Genomic DNA, 18541 nt, shown 5'->3' on the forward strand with positions numbered 1-18541 from the left:
TATGTGTGGTCAAAAATCTTTAAATCTTTAAATCTTTCGACTTTACAACTTTCGACTGTCAACTATCCACTACCCAAGAAATGGATATCTGTAGTCAGTTGCAGGAATAAATGTTTCTTTGATGGTTCTTGGAGAAACCCAACGAAGTAGGTTCAAAATAGAACCGGCTTTGTCGTTTGTTCCGGAAGCTCTCGCGCCACCAAAAGGTTGTTGTCCAACAACCGCTCCGGTTGGCTTGTCATTGATGTAGAAGTTTCCGGCAGCGTTTACCAGGGCTTTAGTAGCAACATCAATCGCATAACGGTCTTGAGAGAATATAGCACCGGTTAAGGCATATATTGAAGTTTCGTCAACCAGTTTAAGTGACTCTTCCCATTTAGCGTCTTCATAAACGTATACTGTCAATACAGGTCCGAACAACTCTGTCTCCATAGTGTCGTATTTTGGATTGGTAGTAACAATTACCGTTGGTTCAATAAACCATCCTTTAGATTTGTCATAACCACCACCAACAATTATTTCAGCTTCAGATGATGCCTTGGCTTCATCAATAGCTTTAGCTAATTTATCGAACGATGATTCTGAAATTACAGCAGAAACAAAGTTTGAAGTGTCTTCCGGTGAGCCCATTTTGAATGATTTTACATCAGCAACCAGACGGTCTTTTACGGCATTCCAGATGGAAACAGGAATGTAAGCTCTTGAAGCAGCCGAACATTTTTGTCCCTGATACTCAAAAGCACCGCGTGTTAGTGCTGTTGCTACTTCAATCGGATTTGATGAAGGGTGTGCCCATACGAAATCTTTTCCTCCGGTTTCACCCACAATTCTAGGATAGGTTTTGTACTTGCTGATATTTTGTCCGATTTTTGCCCACATGCTGTTGAATACACCCGTTGAACCCGTAAAGTGGATTCCGGCAAAATCAGGACTGTCTAAAATGGTATCCGTAATCATTCCTGAATCTCCGGTAATCATGTTGATGACGCCTTTTGGCAATCCTGCTTTTTGGAAAACTTCCATGATTACGTTTGCCGAATAGATTTGAGTTGCAGAAGGTTTCCATACTACCACGTTACCCATCAAGGCAACACATGAAGGAAGGTTTCCTGAAATGGCTGTAAAGTTAAAAGGTGTAATAGCATAAACAAAACCTTCTAGCGGACGGTGCTCCAAACGGTTCCAGATTCCTTCTGAAGAAACAGGCTGCTGAGCATAAATTTCAGTCATATACTGCACGTTGAAACGCAAGAAATCAATGAATTCACAAGCGGAATCAATTTCTGCCTGGTGAACGGTTTTTCCTTGAGCTATCATGGTTGCCGCATTAATTTTAGCACGGTATGGACCCGCCAATAATTCAGCAGCTTTTAAGAAGATAGCAGCTCTGTGTTCCCATGGCATGGTAGCCCATTTTTTACGCGCTTCTAAAGCTGATGCTATAGCTTTTTCTACAAGAGCTTTGTCAGCCTGGTGGTATTGACCCAAAGTATGTTGGTGGTCAAATGGAGGGAACAGTCTTTTGGTGTCTCCGGTTTTGATTTCCTCTTCACCAATAAACAAAGGGACATCAACAGTTGAATTATATAATTCTTTATACGTTTTTAAGATTTGTTCTCTTTCTGGACTTCCCGGAGCGTAAGACTTAACTACTTCGTTAACCGCTTTAGGGACATTGTAAATTCCTTTTGGCATACTGATTTGTTTTTATATTTAATAATATCAAATTTTTGCACGGCAAAGATACGAAATGAATGGGGAACTTTGAAAGAATTACCATTTTGATAACAATCATGCAGGTACTCTTCCGGATTTATGGAATTTATAATTTTTTACAGACTTAGGCTAATTCAGGGCGAACGGCGCACTTAGTCTGAAAGTAGGAACAATAACCCTGAAACTTTTTGTTGAGGTAAAATTAATCATATTGAAATAGCCTTTCATAGCGCCAAAAGGAGAGGAAAGAAGACAGCCTGAGCTGTAGGTGTGCGATTCGCCAGGTTTAAGAACCGGTTTTTTCCCAATGACGCCTTCACCATCCACAAAGTCTTTGTTGTTTAAGGAATCAAAGATTTCCCAATGGCGGGACATTAGCTGTACGGAATCCTTGCTATGGTTCTCAATGGTGATTTCATAACTAAAGGCAAAATGAATCTTGTAGTTTTTGAAGTAAGTTCCTTCAAAACTAGTCAAAACAGAAATTTTAATACCTCGAGTTATTTGCGTAACCATAGAATGCTAATAATGTTTCAAAAGTACAAATTTATCCTATTGGATTGGCGTTTTTGTTGCTAAATTTTGCTTAATGGTTTTAAAAACAGTTTTTTAGCTTTTTTAATTTACAATATTTTCAGAATTGGCAGTTCCTCTTCCAATCACTTTGTCATATCTTTCATTAATGCCCCGATAATAAACAATTACCTGATAGTTATTTTCGGTTTGGTAAAAATTACCATCAACGGCATTGGCATGGTCTATTTTGCCTTTTTTATCTGCAATGACATATTGGTAATTGGTAAATCCTTGTTTGATTACAATTGCTTTTTCATACATGCCGGTTTTCTGGTTGAAATCCATTCGGTTTTCATCATTCAGCGCATAATTGTTAAACATTCCATTAATATAGATGTCGCTTTTTCCAAAGTAGTTCGGAGCATCTAATGTGAAATACACCCAGGCATAGTCGGCTTCTATTTCATTATTTTGGGTGTTGAAATTACGCACTACGAAATTTCCGTTGACATCCGGATAATAAGTATATACCTGATTGGCTCTTGCTCTGTTAATGTAAAGATGCGGCTCATAAAGGTCTTTTGCTCTTACGTAATTGATGTTGTTGACAACAGCCCTGATTTCCTTATTGTCGAAATATAAGAATTCATTGCCGGCCCAAAATTGTGTTTCTTTATCGTATTTGTAAATCAAGTCATTTCCGATGGTATATTGCGGTTTGATATTGTAGATGGCTTCCTTAAACTGCCCGTTTTGCAATAGCATGACCTTCACACTTTGCAGCGGATTGATAAACGTAATGGAGGCCGACTTAATAGCAAAGTCAAGATTGTGCATGTAATTGATGTCGCGTACATCCCGGGCTCTTTTTATCTGTAAAGGAACCGACACCTGATCTTCATACAGGATGAATTTTCTTGAAAAAACAACATCCCTGTCTTCATTCAATATCTTGATGATATAATTACCGCTCACCCTAAACTGTGTAAATTTATTTGGAAATGGGAGTCGGTAATGGGAGTAAAGCTGTAACGTGTTAAAGGAATTTTCGTAATCCTGTATTCGCTGGTTGTCAAATCCCTGAATGTATTCGCTTTTGACCAGTTGTGATGGTGTCCAATCATAATTGCAGTGTACAATTTCATAATAATAATTGGCTTCATTTCCATAAAGGTCATCAAATTGCAGTTGGAATCCTTCCTGAAGATTGAATATTGGAATTACATTTTGCCCGTTTTGGACAAAGGAAACAGTTTTTATGTTGAATGGCGGGTCGATTTCATTTTGAACTTGTGCTTTGACCAGACCGGAGAACAGGCAGGCCAGCAAAATAATAAAATAATTCTTCTTCATCTGTCGGAAAGATTTTCGGATTTATATAATAACAAATATAAGACAAATAAAATTGTGCGAGAATTATGCCAAATTTCTGAGAAGTAGAAAAACAAATAATAATACCCCTAAAATAACAGATATTGTATAAAATGTGTTAAATATTTTACAATAAATAGGTGGTTTTCTAGTTATAATTTTAGTTTTATAACTCAAATAAATAACAAACCTAATGAAACATTACAGCAAACTATTCGTGCTTCTGTTGGCCTTTCCAGTGTCAATTTTTGCACAGGAACTTAAAGGCGATGGTCCAATTCCGTTTGACCCCTCTGTGAAGACAGGAAAATTAGAAAACGGATTGACCTATTACATTAAGAGAAATGCAAAACCGGAAAACAAGGTAGATTTAAGACTTGTCATCAATGCAGGTTCTATTCTTGAAAACGACGACCAGCAAGGTCTTGCGCATTTTATGGAACATATGTGTTTTAACGGAACCAAACGTTTCCCGAAAAACAAACTGGTAGATTATTTGCAAAGCATAGGTGTTAAGTTTGGTCAGCACTTGAATGCTTACACCAGTTTTGATGAGACTGTTTATTTCCTTCCAATTCCTTCTGATGACCCGGAAAAACTGGAGAAAGGTTTCCAGATTCTGGAAGACTGGGCTTTCAATGCTGTTCTGACACCGGAAGAGATTGACAAGGAAAGAGGAGTGGTTTTGGAAGAGTACCGTATTGGACTTGGAGCCGGTAAAAGAATGATGGGGCGCTATATGCCAAAAATGATGTACAAATCGCATTATGCAGAACGTCTTCCAATTGGTAAAAAAGAAATCCTTGAGAACTTCAAATATGACAAACTAATCAATTTCTACAAAGATTGGTACCGTCCTAATTTGATGAGTGTTATTGTGGTGGGAGATATTGATGTGGCTGCAATGGAAAAGAAAATCAAAGATCATTTTGCGGCCTACAAGAATCCTAAAAACGAAAAACCAAGAAAGATTTTTGATGTGCCAAATCACAAAGAAACTTTTGTAGCGGTTGAAAGCGATAAAGAAGCTTCTGCTGCGCAGGTACAGTTGATTTATAAAGATTATGAAAATGCAAAGCCGGTCGTAACTGTAAATGACTTTAGAAAATCGCTTGTAGAAGGTTTGTATTCTACTATGATTAACAACAGGTTAAACGAACTAACCAATTCTCCTACACCTCCATTTACTTATGGATATTCCTATCATGGCGGAACATGGGCGAGAACGAAAGAGGCTTACCAGTCTTTCGCAATGTCGCAGGAAGACAAACAGGTAGATGCCTTAAAAGTTTTGGTTACAGAAAACGAGAGAGTTAAAAAGTTTGGTTTCACACAAGGTGAATTGGAACGTGCCAAATCAGAAATCCTGGCGAATATCGAATCTGATTATAACGACAGGGACAAAACAGAATCCAGAAGATTTGTAGGGGAATATCAATCGCATTTCTTGCAAAAAGAACCGGTTCCGGGTATTGAATGGACTTATAATGCCACTAAAAAACTATTGCCTGCTATCGAATTGAAGGATGTAAACAGTTTGATTAAAGACTATGTGAAGGAAGATAACAGAGTTGTGATTTTGACAGGTCCGGAAAAAGACGGATTGAAAAAACCGACAGAGCAGGAAGTGTTGGGAGCATTAAAGGTGAATACTGCCGAGATTACTCCATATGCAGATTCAGAAGTGGCATCGAGCCTTTTGAGAAAAGAGCTGAAGCCGGGAACCATTGTCAAAAAAGAGAAAAATGACAAAATCGGAACAACGACACTATTCCTTTCCAATGGTGCAAAAGTAACCTACAAGAAAACCGATTTCAAAAATGATGAGGTTTTGATGGATGCTGTTAGCTTTGGAGGAACAAACCTGTATTCGGTTGACGAGTTGAAGAAAACACAATTCGCAAATGGTGGATTGACTCAGGCAGGTTTTTCCGGATTGAAAGAGAATGACATCAATAAATTTATGTCTGGAAAAGTAGCAAACGTAAATCCATATATTGGAAATACAACCGAAGGACTTAGAGGAAGCGCTACGCCAAAAGATTTGGAATATCTGTTCCAGATGACTGTGGCTTATATTACAGATTTGAATTATGACAAAGATGCCTTCGAAGGTTACAAGCAAAAGCAATCTGCATTTTTCAAAAACATGGCATCACAGCCTGGTTTCTTTTTCCAACAGGAATTATACGGATACCTGCTTAAAGACAACCCAAGATTCTTTGGTATGATACCGGACGAAAAAGCATGGGAAACTACAGATTACCAATTGGCTTATAACAAATACAAAGAGCGTTTTGCAAATGCTGCAGATTTTGAATTTTTCTTTGTAGGTAATATAGATGATAAAAAGATTGAAGAGTATTCTGCAAAATATCTGGCTGCTTTACCTTCAAACGACAAGAAAGAAAAGGCTGTTGATGTTGGTTACAGAATGCTTAAAGGCGAGCATAAGAAAATTGTAAATAAAGGTACAGACCCAAAAAGTACTGTTAACATCATGTTCTATGGTGATGCAGTATATAGCCCGAAAGAAGCTTTGGCAATGCAGGCGCTGGGTGAAGTGCTTTCTATTAAATTGGTTGAAGAATTGAGAGAGAATGAAAGTGGCGTATATGGAATCAGTGCCAGAGGAAGCATGAGTAAAGTTCCGAATGGTTCTTATAATTTCTCAATTAACTTCCCATGCGGACCTGATAATGCTGAAAAACTTACGGCTTCTGCGTTAAGAGAATTGCAGAAAATAATTGATAACGGACCACTGCCTGCCGATGTAACGAAATTCAAGGAGGCTGAACTGTTGGATTATAAAAAAGATATTAAGGAAAACAGGTATTGGCTGTCTAATTTTAACCGCTCTTATGTTAACGGAACCAATCCGGAAGACATCTTGAAAGTAGAAGAGAAGGTGAATGCAATCACTGCAAAAGACATTCAGGATGTAGCGAAAAAGTATCTTACAAAAGATAAGGTTGTGGGTATATTAATGCCTGAAAAAAGCTAAATCTTGATTGGATTAAGCAAAAAGCCTGATGGATTTCCATCAGGCTTTTTTTATGGTATTCGGTTATTGTTATTTATAACACACGGGAATTATTTCTCCGGGAGCCAGACAGTATTTTTCTGCCAGTTCCGGACCTATCTTTTTGGTATAATCTTCTTCGTTTACAGTAAATCCGATACTTCTTAATTTGTCAAAATAGTCTCTTCCATAAACGCGTACGTGGTCATACTGGCCAAAAATTCTCGCGCGTTCTTTTTGGTCGGTGATGGAATCGTCTTCAAATGTAGTTGCCCTTTTCAAATCCTGCGGAATCTGGAAAATCCCCATTCCTCCGGGTTTCAGTACCCTGAATAATTCCTGCATTGCTTTGGTGTCGTCAGGAATGTGTTCCAGAACGTGATTGCAAAGAATTACATCATACGAATTGTCTTCAAAAGGCAAATTGCAGATGTCCGCTTTTACATCGGCCAAAGGCGACAGTAAATCGGTTGTTGTATAGTCCAGATTCTTTTGGTTTCTGAAGATTTTGTAAAATGCCTGTTCCGGAGCAAAATGCAATACTTTCTTAGGTGCGGTGAAAAAATCGGTTTCGTTTTTCAGATAGAGCCAAAGGAGCCTGTGTCTTTCCAATGATAAAGTGCTTGGAGAAAGCACATTGTTACGTTGTGTACCATAACCATAAGGCAGGAATTTCCTAAAGCTTTTTCCATCAATCGGGTCCGTATATTTTTTTCCTTTTAAGGCAAAAGCAAGAACTGGGCGAATGACATAACTCAGACGGATTAATACCGGCCTCGGGATAGTGTTTAAGACAAATCTGAAAATTTTTTTCATTAGGAAATCACCAAAGGCTGTCTTCTGAATTCGTTTTCTTCGTCGCTTTTTATTCCCAAAGCATCATATATATAGGCAAATGTAGAGAGCAGTTCAGGCTTTCCGTCAATTAATGCTACATCATGCTCAAAATGGGCGCTTGGTTTTCTGTCGGCCGTAACAATTGTCCAGCCGTCTTTCAACTGCTTGATATTTTTAGTTCCTAAATTAATCATCGGTTCGATAGCGACTACCATTCCTTCAACAAACAGTTTTCCGCGACCGCGTTTCCCATAGTTAGGCATTTCCGGGTCTTCATGCATCTTTCTTCCCAGACCGTGTCCAACCAATTCGCGAACTACGCCATAACCATGTGCTTCTGTATATTTCTGAATGGCATTTCCTACGTCTTCTACACGATTTCCAATTTTAAATTCGCGTATTCCAACATACAGCGATTCTTTAGTTACCTGTAACAGTTTTTTGGTTTCCGGAGCTACTTCTCCAATTTCAAAAGTATAGGCATGGTCACCATAAAATTCATTTTTTAAAACACCGCAATCTACAGAAACAACATCACCTTCTTCTATTGGGCGGTTAGTAGGCAAGCCATGAACAACCTGGTCATTAACGCTGGTTAAAATTGAAGAAGGACAGCCATACAATCCTAAAAAGCCAGGAACAGCATCATGGTCACGAATAAATTCTTCCGCTAGTTTATCAAGGTGCAAGGTTGTGACTCCTGGCTTGATTTCTTTTGCAATCATGCCTAGTGTCTTTGAAACCAAAAGAGCACTTTCGCGCATCAACTCAATTTCTTCTCTGGTTTTTTGGATAATCATAAATTGGAATTTTATCAGTTTGCAAAAATACTATTTTTATTTGATTAGAAACCGGAGCAAATAAAAAACTGCCCTTGAGGCAGTTTGTGTATTTTATCGTTTTAAAGTGAAGTGGCTTTTGAATTCCTTTTTTACCCCGTCTTTTTGATAAATGATTTTGAACCAGTAATCGTCAGAAGGCATTGGGCGACCATTAAAAGTGCCATCCCATCCAAAACCGTTTTGACGTAGGTCGGCCAGGATTTTGCCGTAGCGGTCAAAAATGTAGACGTTTGAAATGCCTAATGACGTTCTTCCGCCAATATTCCACGTGTCGTTAAATCCGTCACCGTTTGGAGTAAAATATCTTGGATAATCGACTATTACAATGCGGGTGCTGATTTCGCCGCAGCCATATCTGTTTCTCACTTTTAAGAAATGAATTCCTTCTTTAATATTATGGAATACATTACTGTCCTGCCACCCGTTATCATCAATCATGTATTGGAAATCGGGTGATTGTGGTGTAACAATTGCAGTAACTTTGCTGTCAGACTCAAAGGTAATTTGTTCTGAAGGGTCACCTGTTATTGAAAAAGGAATCAGCGAGTTTTTGGCCGTAAAATTGATAATTCGGGCGCAAAGAGCCGTATTCGTTGTGTTTATTATCTTAACGGAATAATCTCCCTGTACTGAGGTAGTGAAGGTACTTCCTGTTTCAGAAGAGATTCGGTTGGAAGCAACCGCATCATGACCGGTATACCATTCAAAATCGTAATCGGTTTCAGATAATTGCGTATCTATAAATGCCGGAGTAACTACATTATTGTAGATGTCCTTGCATATTCTATAAGGATACTCTTGTATATTATTGGCCGGGAATGGCCTTACAAACAATTCCAATTCGAGTATTCTGAAACAAGCTTCCCCGTTTTCGCTTCCAATATTTACGGTGCTGTTCAGACGTACATATATTTTTTGATAGTCGGCAACAGTATTGGTGAAATTCTCAGGAGCAGGAATCGCATTGTTGGAATTGCTTAATGCATCCTGTTCACGAATGTAATATCTGAACTGAATCGTATTCAAAGGAGTTGTTCCAGCCATCTGGGACTGCCTTTGGGTAAGATTAAACGGATAGAATCCGCTGTCATCACAAGCCTGGATAATATCAGGATTGGTCGTGCTGCCCGGACTTCCTACAACGTTTAATCGAAGAGTTGTTGTCGAGAAACAGTTATTTCCGGTTGGGTCGACAACTTTAACCGAGATTGTTTTTGAAACCGAATTGTATGGATTCGTAGCAGAAATAGGCGTGTCGGCAGCTAAATCGGCAGGAGTTTCGTAAAAGAAAACCCTGTAATTTGTGTTTCCGGAAGTAATTTGAGGAATTCTGCTGTCAAGATTAAAAGCAGCGGTATTGCTGCCGCAAATCGTAATCGGGTCAGGAGTAGTGATGGTCGGATTTGCAAACACATTGATATCGAAACTCACCACTGAAACACATTGTGTGGCCATATCGAACTGTCGTACAAAAATTGCTTTAGTTCCTACAGTGAGAGGCAGGGCGGTATTCTTGTTTATGGCAGCCGTATTGGTACGTGCATTATCAAACGTATTAAAATAACTAACGCTCACGGTTGGAGTTTGACTGGCCAATATTTCGCTGTCTTTATTCGCCAGAATAATGGTTTCAGTTTGACAGGCATTGATTGAAGTAATTGCATTCTGTGCCGGACCGGCATATACCTGTACTTTAAAAGTTCCTATTCCGGCACAATTATTATTGGTTTCTATTCGTGTATAAATTGTTGAAATCCCGACAGGTATCTGAGAAGTATTGGTTAATGCGTTTTCTTCTACTGATGCGTCCGTTTCATTAATATAAAAAGCAATGTCTACAGTAGTTGTAGGGAAAGAGGATGCTTTTATGGCAGCCCTTTTTGAGTTGAAATCAACGAATCCGTAATTAGCATTCAATTCCGGGCAAACAGGTGTCATGTCTGTATAAGTCGCAACACTGGTTGGATTAACAGAAAGATTGATTATTGCCACATTTGAAGTACAAATTGGAATATGTGACGGATTTATGGCAGTAACATAAATGTTCTGTGAAAAAGCAACTGTATTGGTAAAGGAATTAGGTGTGGTTATCTGCTGGGTTAATCCTGCATCTAAAAAATAGCTTAAGACAAGTGCCGAATCACCATTTGTCAGGGCATTATAGGCCTGTGTAAGATTTACCGTGGCAAACCCGTCATTGTTTGGTGAAATATAATCACACTGTTGCAAGGCTACAGGCGTGCTCAAAAGTGGCTTTGCATTAAGAGTAATAGCTACCGGGTTTGAAGTTGTGACACATAGCCCCTGTTCTGTTGCTTCCAAAACATAAGATGATGTGGTGCCTGCATTTTGTCCTGCTAAAGAAACAACATAAGAGCTTGATGTTGCTCCCGGAATTAAATTCCCATCCTTATACCATTGATAAGTTACATTGGTAAGATTGGCAGCGTTGGCGATTGCAGAAGTTATTTGATAAGTGTCATTCTCACAAATTGTCTGATTGTCTGTTATAGTAATCTGAGGAGATTCATATATAGCAATAATATTTGAGTCAAATGGGGCACAACCCGGATTTGAAATCCTTACAAAATAATTTCCAGGCAGGGTTGGCGTGAAAGTAGAGCCGGTTGCTCCCGGTATCGAAATTCCACCCCGAAACCATTCGTAAGTATATGTCTGTACTATTGTGTTGTTGTCAATGGTTTGTAGAACCGGATTACTGGCCAAACATTGCGTATTTGTATTTTGCAATGTCATGTTTGGGGCTGTAAAGAATTTCAGGTCAATTTCAGCATCGCTTACCTGAAGGTCATTCTGATTGACCGTCGGATCCGTACTGTCATATGCTGTGGTTTCGACCTTATAAAGTCCGCTATCAGAAACGGTGAGTGTATTGGTGTTGGAAAGTGAATTTGCAATTGTTGTAAGCAATATTCCGTCTTTATACCATTTATAGTTAAATCTTAAATCGCTTGTGTTTCCTGGAAAATCGGTAACATCAATCGTAGCCACAAGGTCTTTGGTGTCAGGTTTGCAGTAATTTAATTGTGTAATGTCGTTTCCGGTATTGTCTTTTATTTTGACTGAGGAAAGAAAGCTGCAATCGGAACTTCCGGTACCCCCGGTTTGCGTAATTGTAATCTGGCCGGGAGAGTTAGAGTAATTGTCAACTAAAAGAATGTATAATTCTCCGGCTATTGCATTTGGCAGTGCTACATTTTCGATACCATCTGGTAGCCAGCTGCAATCTACTTCTTTTGTTCTGTTTAATTGGCTGCAAATATTATTCAGATCATTAAAAGGTCCCCATAAAACGAAATCGACATCAGTCGAAATACCGGCATTGTTGACTTGTGAAATCCGTAAAAAAATGTTTCCGCTTGTTTTTATTTTCATAAAAAACCAAGTTGGCCCTTTGAAATCTTCCCCAATACAAGTTGTGTCAAAAGTTTCTCCACTGGTATTATTGGTTGAATTAGTAAAAGGAATACTGGTTGCGCAGGATTGATAGCGCTCAAAATTAGCCTGTAATTCGGCGCATGATGGGGCACCACCCTGGGAGTAGGCTATTTCTGCCGTTAGAAAAAAAATAATAAGTAAAAGTCTGTTCAATGATTTCATGCTTTGAAAAGAAACAACGTGTGAAATTTAATTGTTTTCAACGCGAAAATAGTCAGTTTATTTTTATTTTTTTATAAATCATAACAATATTCTTCTGTCTATCTGTTAATTAACAAATAGATTGTAATAAAAACAGGGAATTCCACTTAAAAAATAGAATTCCCTTTTATTTTATAAAAAGCTTGTTTTATAGCAGTGAATGCTGGGTCATGACCTCTGGTTTTTGAATGCCCATTAAGTCCAGAATGGTAGGAGCAATGTCGCCCAGAATACCATTGTTTATGTGTTTTAAATCTTTGTCAACCAGAATAATCGGAACTGGATTTGTAGTATGGGCGGTATTAGGAGAACCATCCGGGTTAATCATCGTCTCGCAATTTCCGTGGTCTGCAATAACAATTGTTGTATAATTGTGCGCTAAAGCAGTTGTGATGACCTTTTCAGCGCATTTGTCTACCGCTTCACATGCTTTGATAGCGGCTTCCATAACGCCGGTATGGCCAACCATGTCTCCGTTCGCGAAATTAAGGCACACAAAATCAACTTCTTCTTTTTCGAGTTCAGGAACTAGCGCGTCTGCCAATTCATAAGCGCTCATCTCGGGTTTCAGGTCATAGGTTGCCACTTTTGGAGAATTTTTCAAAATTCGGGTTTCGCCTACAAAAGGTAACTCCCTGCCGCCGGAGAAGAAAAAGGTCACGTGTGGGTATTTTTCAGTTTCGGCTATACGGATTTGTTTTTTATGGTTTTTCTCTAAAATTTCACCCAGCGTTTCGGTGATGTTTTCTTTGTCATAAATTACATGTATTCCAACAAAACTATCGTCATAATTTGTCATTGTCACATAGTACAGATTGAGTTTGTGCATGTTCTGTTCATGGCAATCAAACTGTGTGAGCACTTCTGTTAGTTGCCTGCCTCGGTCGGTTCTGAAATTAAAGAAAATGACCACATCATCATTTTGTAGGGTTGCGATAGGATTGTTATTCTCGTCAACCATAACAATAGGCTCGATAAATTCATCGGTTATGTTTTTTTCATAGCTGTCATGCAGACTGCTAACCGCATTTTGAGAATGGATTCCTACTCCGTTTACCAGCAAATCATAGGCTTTTTTTACTCTTTCCCAGCGTTTGTCGCGGTCCATTGCATAATAGCGCCCAACGATAGAGGCCAGTTTTGCGGAAGTGTTTTCCATATGCTTTTCCAGTGCCGAAATAAAAAATATTCCTGATTTCGGGTCAACATCCCTGCCGTCCGTAAAAGCGTGGACATATACGTTTTCAAGTCCGAAGTCCTGGGTTGCATCAATCAGGCCTTTTACATGGTCAATATGGGAATGCACTCCCCCGTCTGATACTAATCCCAAAAGGTGGACTTTTTTATTGTTCTGTTTGGCATAATGAAAAGCATCAATCAGTGCTTTTTCCTGTTGCAGGGTTTTATGCTGTACGGCCAGATTAATTTTTGCCAAATCCTGGTAGATAATCCTGCCGGCACCTAAATTCATGTGTCCTACTTCAGAATTACCCATCTGACCTTCCGGAAGGCCAACATTAAGGCCGTCTGTTCTTAGTTGAGCGTTGGCATATTTTGTATACAGGCTGTCAATGAAAGGTGTATTTGCATTGTCTATTGCAGAAACTTTTGGATCAGGAGATTTGCCCCATCCATCCAATATCATTAGGATTACTTTTTTGTTCATCTAAAACTTGTTTTTAATCGAATTGTAGTCAATAAAATATCTGACGCTGATTGAAAGGATGTTGTTCAGGTTGTTGTTGAAAAGGTTTTTAAAATTGTTTCCGAGTCTCCTGTCAATCTCTGTTCTGCTATCAGTAGCATTGTTTCTGTAAAGTACCGAAATCTGGCTTCCTGGAGCAAACCACCATGAATAGGAAAGGTCAAAATTCCAGGTGCTGAAATTCGAATTTTTATTTACGGTAAAAGTACTATTTGATGTTAAGCTACCGTCGTTTTGAAGTGTTAAATATTGGTTATTTTCTGCATATGACCAATAATGGCGGGCCGCCAGATTTAAAGTCATTTTTGGATTCATTGAATATTTTAAACCCAATTCGTTAGTCAATGTCCTGCGGTCACGTTCGGCAAAAATAATAGCATCGCCATCAAAGGCCACCCATCCTCTGTCGCTATTCTGGTTGTAAGCCTCAATCATGTAATTCATAAGCAGTTTGTCGCTAAATCGATATCTGGGTGCTATTTTCAAACCATAGGATACACGGTTTTCTTCACTTGTCACGGTAAAGTAAGGATTCAAATCAAGGGCAAATTTCCTGTTGTAATTGGAGGAGAAATAAAATGAAGAATAAACATTTTTAGGAAGATTTACAAAGCGTTCGTCAACACGTGCCTCATAAAAATCATAAGTTTCCAGCGGGCTGATATAAACAGAAATGGCATAATAATCATTCTTTATGCTTGTTGAAGTAAAGTCAATATTTATTTCACCTTTTTGCAGGCGGCCCGTAGTATTTTGGAATTCGGCGTAATAATTCGTGTTAATCTTAAAAGTATTGAAAACGGAATTTGGATTCAAAATCCTATAGCCCAGGTTTACATAACCCGAATGGAAATTATTAATAAAAGTGATGCCGAGGTCGTTGGCGTCATACTCTTTGGAAACATATGTTACTCCGGTATTATATCTCCATTTTCCTCCTTTTTTTCCAATTTGTATGGCTGTATTGATGCCATTCAGATTGTCATTATCGCCATATTCATTGATATAGCTGTATTTAAAATCTCCCGTAAGATTGAATTTGTTGTTTTTAGTGTTCAGGTCATAAACCAAAGCAGAAACATTTGCATCACGAAATTCACCATTGCGGGTTACGTTAGTGTTTACGAGTGCTACAGATGAATTCTGGTTAAATCTCTGGTCTAAAACCAAAATATTATAGTTGGTAAGTGGTTCTACGACCACTCTGTTGGTTTCATTGGTTTGTGTGTTTCTTAAAGTACCGTATGTTTTTTCAGTAACAGCATTCAGTACGCCAATTCCGAGTCCTGAAGAGGTTCTTCCGGAAATTTTTATGGCATTAATGAGATTGACAGTAGATGGATTACTGGCAATAACATTTTCATCTGAAGAATACAGGTAAGTGGAGGGGCTGCCTCCAATTCTGCGGGAATATAATAAGTTTCCTTTATTAAAGAGGTCGGTTCCTTCCGTAAAAAAAGGTCGGTTTTCATTGAACTGCTGTTCAAAAGGTCCTAAATTCAATACGACATTATCATATTTTGTCTGTCCAAAATCAGGAACCAGAATCGCGTCTAATGTGAAAGAATCGTTGATGCCATATTTGATGTCCATTCCGGCCTTAAATTTATTATCTGTTCCTTCCTTATTGTTTTCTACATAAAAAGAAGAATAGGGTATAAAAAAGAGTCTCGTGGGCGGTTTTATATTTTCAATACCTTCCAGCTGGCCGGTTTGAGGAAGTGCGGCTCCAATTTTCATGTCAATCAGATTCCAGGTATATTTCTGGCGGTCTCTTTTTATTTCCCTGTAGAAGTTAAGACCCCATGTCTGTTTTTCATCATTAGAAAAACGCAGTGCCGCATAAGGAATTTTCATCTCAACGACCCAGCCATATTCTGTAATGGAAACTTCGCTGTCCCAAATGGCATCCCAGCTATAATCTTCACCGCCTTCAGTCGCAAGACAGTCCATCTGCACGCCCGACGAACTTACAAAAAAGCGGAAATCCTGTTGGCCGTCATTAAATCCGTTGATAAAAATTCCAAAATGGTCTGCTGTTCCAAAATTGTCTCTTTGGGTTAGCTCTTTTAGTATTTTTTGGGGTTCATCGTCATAGAGTATGGCGGCTACATAAATGGCGTCATTGTTATATAATATGCGAACATCCGTTTTTTTGTTTGGACTTATTGGCCTTCCGTTATCGGGTTCGAGCATTAAAAAATCGGTAGCGACCGGAGCAGTATTCCAAATGGCCTCATTAAGTTTACCGTCAATGGAAATGTTTTCGGAAATTGATTTTGCTTGCAGGTTTTTTCTCTGACCATAGGAGTCGAAAGTAGAAATGATTGCGAAAAAAAGTAAAATCAGTGAAAACGGTTTGCCCATTTGTGCGTGTTTATATAGCAAAAATAGCCATAAAATATACATACACAATTACTTTGCAATATTTTTGAATTTTGTGCGTTATAATCTCTGTTACACTAAAATTAAAAAAAGGTTAATTTTGTTAAATACCTCATTTTAAGAGTAATAAATTTTGAGAATAAATTTTTTTTAATACTTTTGGCGCTCCCCAAGTCAATTTTAACCCATTAGAATTTCAATGATTTACAAGTTTTTACCCGTCTTCATGTACTTTTTTGCTTCATTTACAACAAATGTGAGCAAACCTACAGAGCCAGAAAAATTAATTGCAGCCACAGCCGAAGCAAGTTTTTCGATGAAAGCTGAAAAGCTATACCACACACTGCATTCAAATAATCTTTCTTTACCAAAATTGGAGAGTTTTTCAAAAGCGCTTCAGGGTTTTTACCAACTGAAAGAGAAAGGTCTGGTTTCAAAAAACATATTAACAATTATCGATTTTAGTCTGTCTTCCAATTCCAAGAGATTGTGGATTATTGACATGTCAACCAATACGGTACTTTATAATTCACTTGTTGCCCATGGCAGAAATACAGGCGAAGAATATGCAAAAGAGTTTTCAAATGCATCTTCTTCTAACAAAAGCAGTCTTGGATTTTATGCCACCGGAGAAGTTTATCAGGGAAAACATGGTCTTTCGTTACGCCTTGACGGATTAGAGAAAGGTATAAATGATAACGCCAGAAGCAGAGCGGTTGTCGTTCATGGTGCCGACTATGTGGCAGAATCTTTTATAAAAACTCACGGAAGACTTGGAAGAAGCCAGGGATGCCCTGCATTACCGGTTGGAATTACAAAAGAAGTTATCAATGTGATTAAAGATAAATCGTGCCTTTTTATCTACCATCCTTCTGCTAATTATAAAGCAGCAACTAAATTAATCTCGTAATTTAAGATACAGACTGCCGTCTAAGGTGTAGATATCAGGCCTGAATTGTAAACTATTGCCATTACTCCATGCTGTCCAATATAGCTGGTGAATGGCAATTTCTTTTTTAATTTTCGCATTTTGAGTTTTTTCTCTTTTCAGGGTTTCGGTAATCTTTTCAAGACTCCAGTTTTTCTTGTCGTCTAACAGGTACTCTGTCAGCTCCAGTGGATTTTGAACCCTGACGCAACCGGAGCTAAGTGAACGGTTAGTTTTGTCAAAATATTCCCTGTGATTCGTGTCATGCAGGTAAACCGTAAAATTATTCGGAAACATTATTTTTACCATTCCTAATGAATTATAAGTGCCGGGACTTTGTACATAGCGATAGTTTAGCGCTTTTTCAGGGTTCCAGTTCGAAAGACTTACCTCTTTTCCGTTTTTGTCATAAACAGTAATGTTTTTTTTCGTGAGATAGCTTCGGTTTTTTGTTGTGGCAGGAATTATATCTTCCTTTAAAATTGTAGGAGGTACAGTCCATGTAGGATTGAATACGGCATAACTCAATTTAGAACTCAATATGGGTGTTTTCCTTTTAGAAGTGCCAACAATGACATTATGTGTTCTGGTCGTATCATTTTTAAAAACCGTATAGAGCCTGTAGTCAGGGATATTGATAATAATATAGTGCTCGCCCATATTCTTAGGGAACCATCGCCAGCGTTCCAGATTGGCAATGATTTGTTCTTTCCGCACATTTTTAGGAATATTTAGTGCCATGACCGTACTCGGACCAATGACTCCATCTGCTGCAAGCCCATGTCTGGACTGGAATCTCTTGATTCCTTTCTCGGTTTCGGGGTCGTAAAGATTGGTAAGAGAATCTTGTGGTGTCATGTCTCTCCAATACATCAGTCTTTTTTTAATGTTTATGATTGATTGGCTGGTATCATTTACTTTTAATTTTCCGGCAACTTCTATTTTTTTAAGCGTATCGGTTGGGAATTTATCGATGAGCACCAACGCCTCTTTTAGTTTTTTATAGACAATATGATTTGGTTTTGCTTTTTCAATAATAGTCTGTAGTGAATCACCATTGCTGGCATCTGTTAATAGCTGATTGATTTTTGCCTGGTTAGGAATCAAATCCCAATCTTCATAAAGTTCTTTTGGGTTTAGTTTGCCGCGAGTCTGGTGCAGAAGATATTTTTGAATGGCAAGTGTCATCTGCACGTCATAGCTTACGATTTCTTTTTCGGTTAATGAAGACAGGCTTTTTTCCTGACGCTCCAACTCGTAGGAATTGTAATCTTTAGGTTCTAAACCTTCCTTGTCGACTCTTAAAAGTTCTTCAATGATGAGCTGTCTGTTTTTTGACGTATTCCATACAGTTTTGAAATCATTCATCCTGTAAAATGAAGTAAGCGAATCATTCTCAAAGCTTGCTACATAAGCGGAATCAATATCATAACTTCTGGGTTCGTGTTTGGTCAAATCTCCTGTATCCTTATTTAAAGGTGGGGTATAAGCGATTTCTTTTTCCTTGCAGGAAACCAGAAGAAGCAATAATGCCGTTATGAGAAAAAATCGATACATAA

The 18541-nt window shown here is 38.4% G+C and carries 11 protein-coding genes; 2 read left to right on the top strand and 9 right to left on the bottom strand.

What is annotated here, in order from left to right; genetic code table 11:
• Positions 1–69: 69 nt before the first annotated feature.
• From pruA to ASG38_RS06250, 3 genes are all read right to left on the bottom strand, one after another.
• Complete coding sequence (gene pruA / locus ASG38_RS06240; protein ID WP_056068233.1) at positions 70–1695, bottom strand: L-glutamate gamma-semialdehyde dehydrogenase; 1626 nt, start codon at positions 1693–1695, stop codon at positions 70–72.
• 150 nt (positions 1696–1845) lie between these two features.
• Positions 1846–2232: a Co2+/Mg2+ efflux protein ApaG gene (gene apaG, locus ASG38_RS06245; protein WP_056068235.1), complete on the bottom strand. Its 387-nt coding sequence runs from the start codon at positions 2230–2232 to the stop codon at positions 1846–1848.
• 102 nt (positions 2233–2334) lie between these two features.
• The gene (locus ASG38_RS06250; RefSeq protein WP_056068237.1) at positions 2335–3585 is read right to left on the bottom strand and encodes a DUF5103 domain-containing protein; all 1251 of its coding nucleotides are present in this window, start codon (positions 3583–3585) and stop codon (positions 2335–2337) included.
• Positions 3586–3796: 211 nt separating this feature from the next.
• Here ASG38_RS06250 and ASG38_RS06255 point away from each other — a divergent pair, with 211 nt between their 5' ends.
• On the top strand, positions 3797–6607 hold the full coding sequence (locus ASG38_RS06255) for a pitrilysin family protein (RefSeq protein WP_056068239.1): 2811 nt from the start codon (positions 3797–3799) through the stop codon (positions 6605–6607).
• Positions 6608–6676: 69 nt separating this feature from the next.
• Here ASG38_RS06255 and ASG38_RS06260 read toward each other — a convergent pair whose 3' ends face one another.
• The 5 genes from ASG38_RS06260 to ASG38_RS06280 form a co-directional block, all read right to left on the bottom strand.
• A complete protein-coding gene (locus ASG38_RS06260; protein WP_056068241.1) occupies positions 6677–7441 on the bottom strand; it encodes a class I SAM-dependent methyltransferase in 765 nt (254 codons plus the stop codon).
• Complete coding sequence (gene map, locus ASG38_RS06265; RefSeq protein ID WP_056068244.1) at positions 7441–8262, bottom strand: type I methionyl aminopeptidase; 822 nt, start codon at positions 8260–8262, stop codon at positions 7441–7443. The genes ASG38_RS06260 and map overlap by 1 nt, the downstream gene beginning before the upstream one ends.
• Before the next feature lie 93 nt (positions 8263–8355).
• Positions 8356–11925 carry a T9SS type B sorting domain-containing protein gene (locus tag ASG38_RS06270; RefSeq protein ID WP_056068246.1) on the bottom strand — a complete coding sequence of 1190 codons (3570 nt, stop codon included), beginning with the start codon at positions 11923–11925 and terminating at the stop codon, positions 8356–8358.
• Positions 11926–12112: 187 nt separating this feature from the next.
• Positions 12113–13630, bottom strand: a complete 1518-nt coding sequence (gpmI, locus tag ASG38_RS06275; protein ID WP_056068247.1) for a 2,3-bisphosphoglycerate-independent phosphoglycerate mutase — start codon at positions 13628–13630, stop codon at positions 12113–12115.
• On the bottom strand, positions 13631–16036 hold the full coding sequence (locus ASG38_RS06280) for a DUF5916 domain-containing protein (protein ID WP_056068249.1): 2406 nt from the start codon (positions 16034–16036) through the stop codon (positions 13631–13633).
• Positions 16037–16253: 217 nt separating this feature from the next.
• Between ASG38_RS06280 and ASG38_RS06285 the strand changes: the two genes are divergently transcribed.
• Complete coding sequence (locus tag ASG38_RS06285; protein WP_056068251.1) at positions 16254–16964, top strand: murein L,D-transpeptidase catalytic domain family protein; 711 nt, start codon at positions 16254–16256, stop codon at positions 16962–16964.
• On the opposite strand, the gene ASG38_RS06290 is transcribed toward ASG38_RS06285, so the two are convergent.
• Positions 16953–18539, bottom strand: coding sequence for a murein L,D-transpeptidase (locus tag ASG38_RS06290; protein ID WP_056068253.1), 1587 nt, complete (start codon positions 18537–18539; stop codon positions 16953–16955). The two genes, ASG38_RS06285 and ASG38_RS06290, sit on opposite strands and share 12 nt — an antisense overlap.
• Between the last annotated feature and the right edge of the window lie 2 nt (positions 18540–18541).

It is taken from the genome of Flavobacterium sp. Leaf359 (assembly GCF_001423985.1).
Classification (GTDB): domain Bacteria; phylum Bacteroidota; class Bacteroidia; order Flavobacteriales; family Flavobacteriaceae; genus Flavobacterium; species Flavobacterium lindanitolerans.

What these genes read in the sequence shown, in the direction of transcription:
- pruA (WP_056068233.1), bottom strand. Translation starts at nt 1,695, where the DNA reads ATGCCAAAAGGAATTTACAATGTCCCTAAAGCGGTTAACGAAGTAGTT.
- apaG (WP_056068235.1), bottom strand. Translation starts at nt 2,232, where the DNA reads ATGGTTACGCAAATAACTCGAGGTATTAAAATTTCTGTTTTGACTAGT.
- ASG38_RS06250 (WP_056068237.1), bottom strand. Translation starts at nt 3,585, where the DNA reads ATGAAGAAGAATTATTTTATTATTTTGCTGGCCTGCCTGTTCTCCGGT.
- ASG38_RS06255 (WP_056068239.1), top strand. Translation starts at nt 3,797, where the DNA reads ATGAAACATTACAGCAAACTATTCGTGCTTCTGTTGGCCTTTCCAGTG.
- ASG38_RS06260 (WP_056068241.1), bottom strand. Translation starts at nt 7,441, where the DNA reads ATGAAAAAAATTTTCAGATTTGTCTTAAACACTATCCCGAGGCCGGTA.
- map (WP_056068244.1), bottom strand. Translation starts at nt 8,262, where the DNA reads ATGATTATCCAAAAAACCAGAGAAGAAATTGAGTTGATGCGCGAAAGT.
- ASG38_RS06270 (WP_056068246.1), bottom strand. Translation starts at nt 11,925, where the DNA reads ATGAAATCATTGAACAGACTTTTACTTATTATTTTTTTTCTAACGGCA.
- gpmI (WP_056068247.1), bottom strand. Translation starts at nt 13,630, where the DNA reads ATGAACAAAAAAGTAATCCTAATGATATTGGATGGATGGGGCAAATCT.
- ASG38_RS06280 (WP_056068249.1), bottom strand. Translation starts at nt 16,036, where the DNA reads ATGGGCAAACCGTTTTCACTGATTTTACTTTTTTTCGCAATCATTTCT.
- ASG38_RS06285 (WP_056068251.1), top strand. Translation starts at nt 16,254, where the DNA reads ATGATTTACAAGTTTTTACCCGTCTTCATGTACTTTTTTGCTTCATTT.
- ASG38_RS06290 (WP_056068253.1), bottom strand. Translation starts at nt 18,539, where the DNA reads ATGTATCGATTTTTTCTCATAACGGCATTATTGCTTCTTCTGGTTTCC.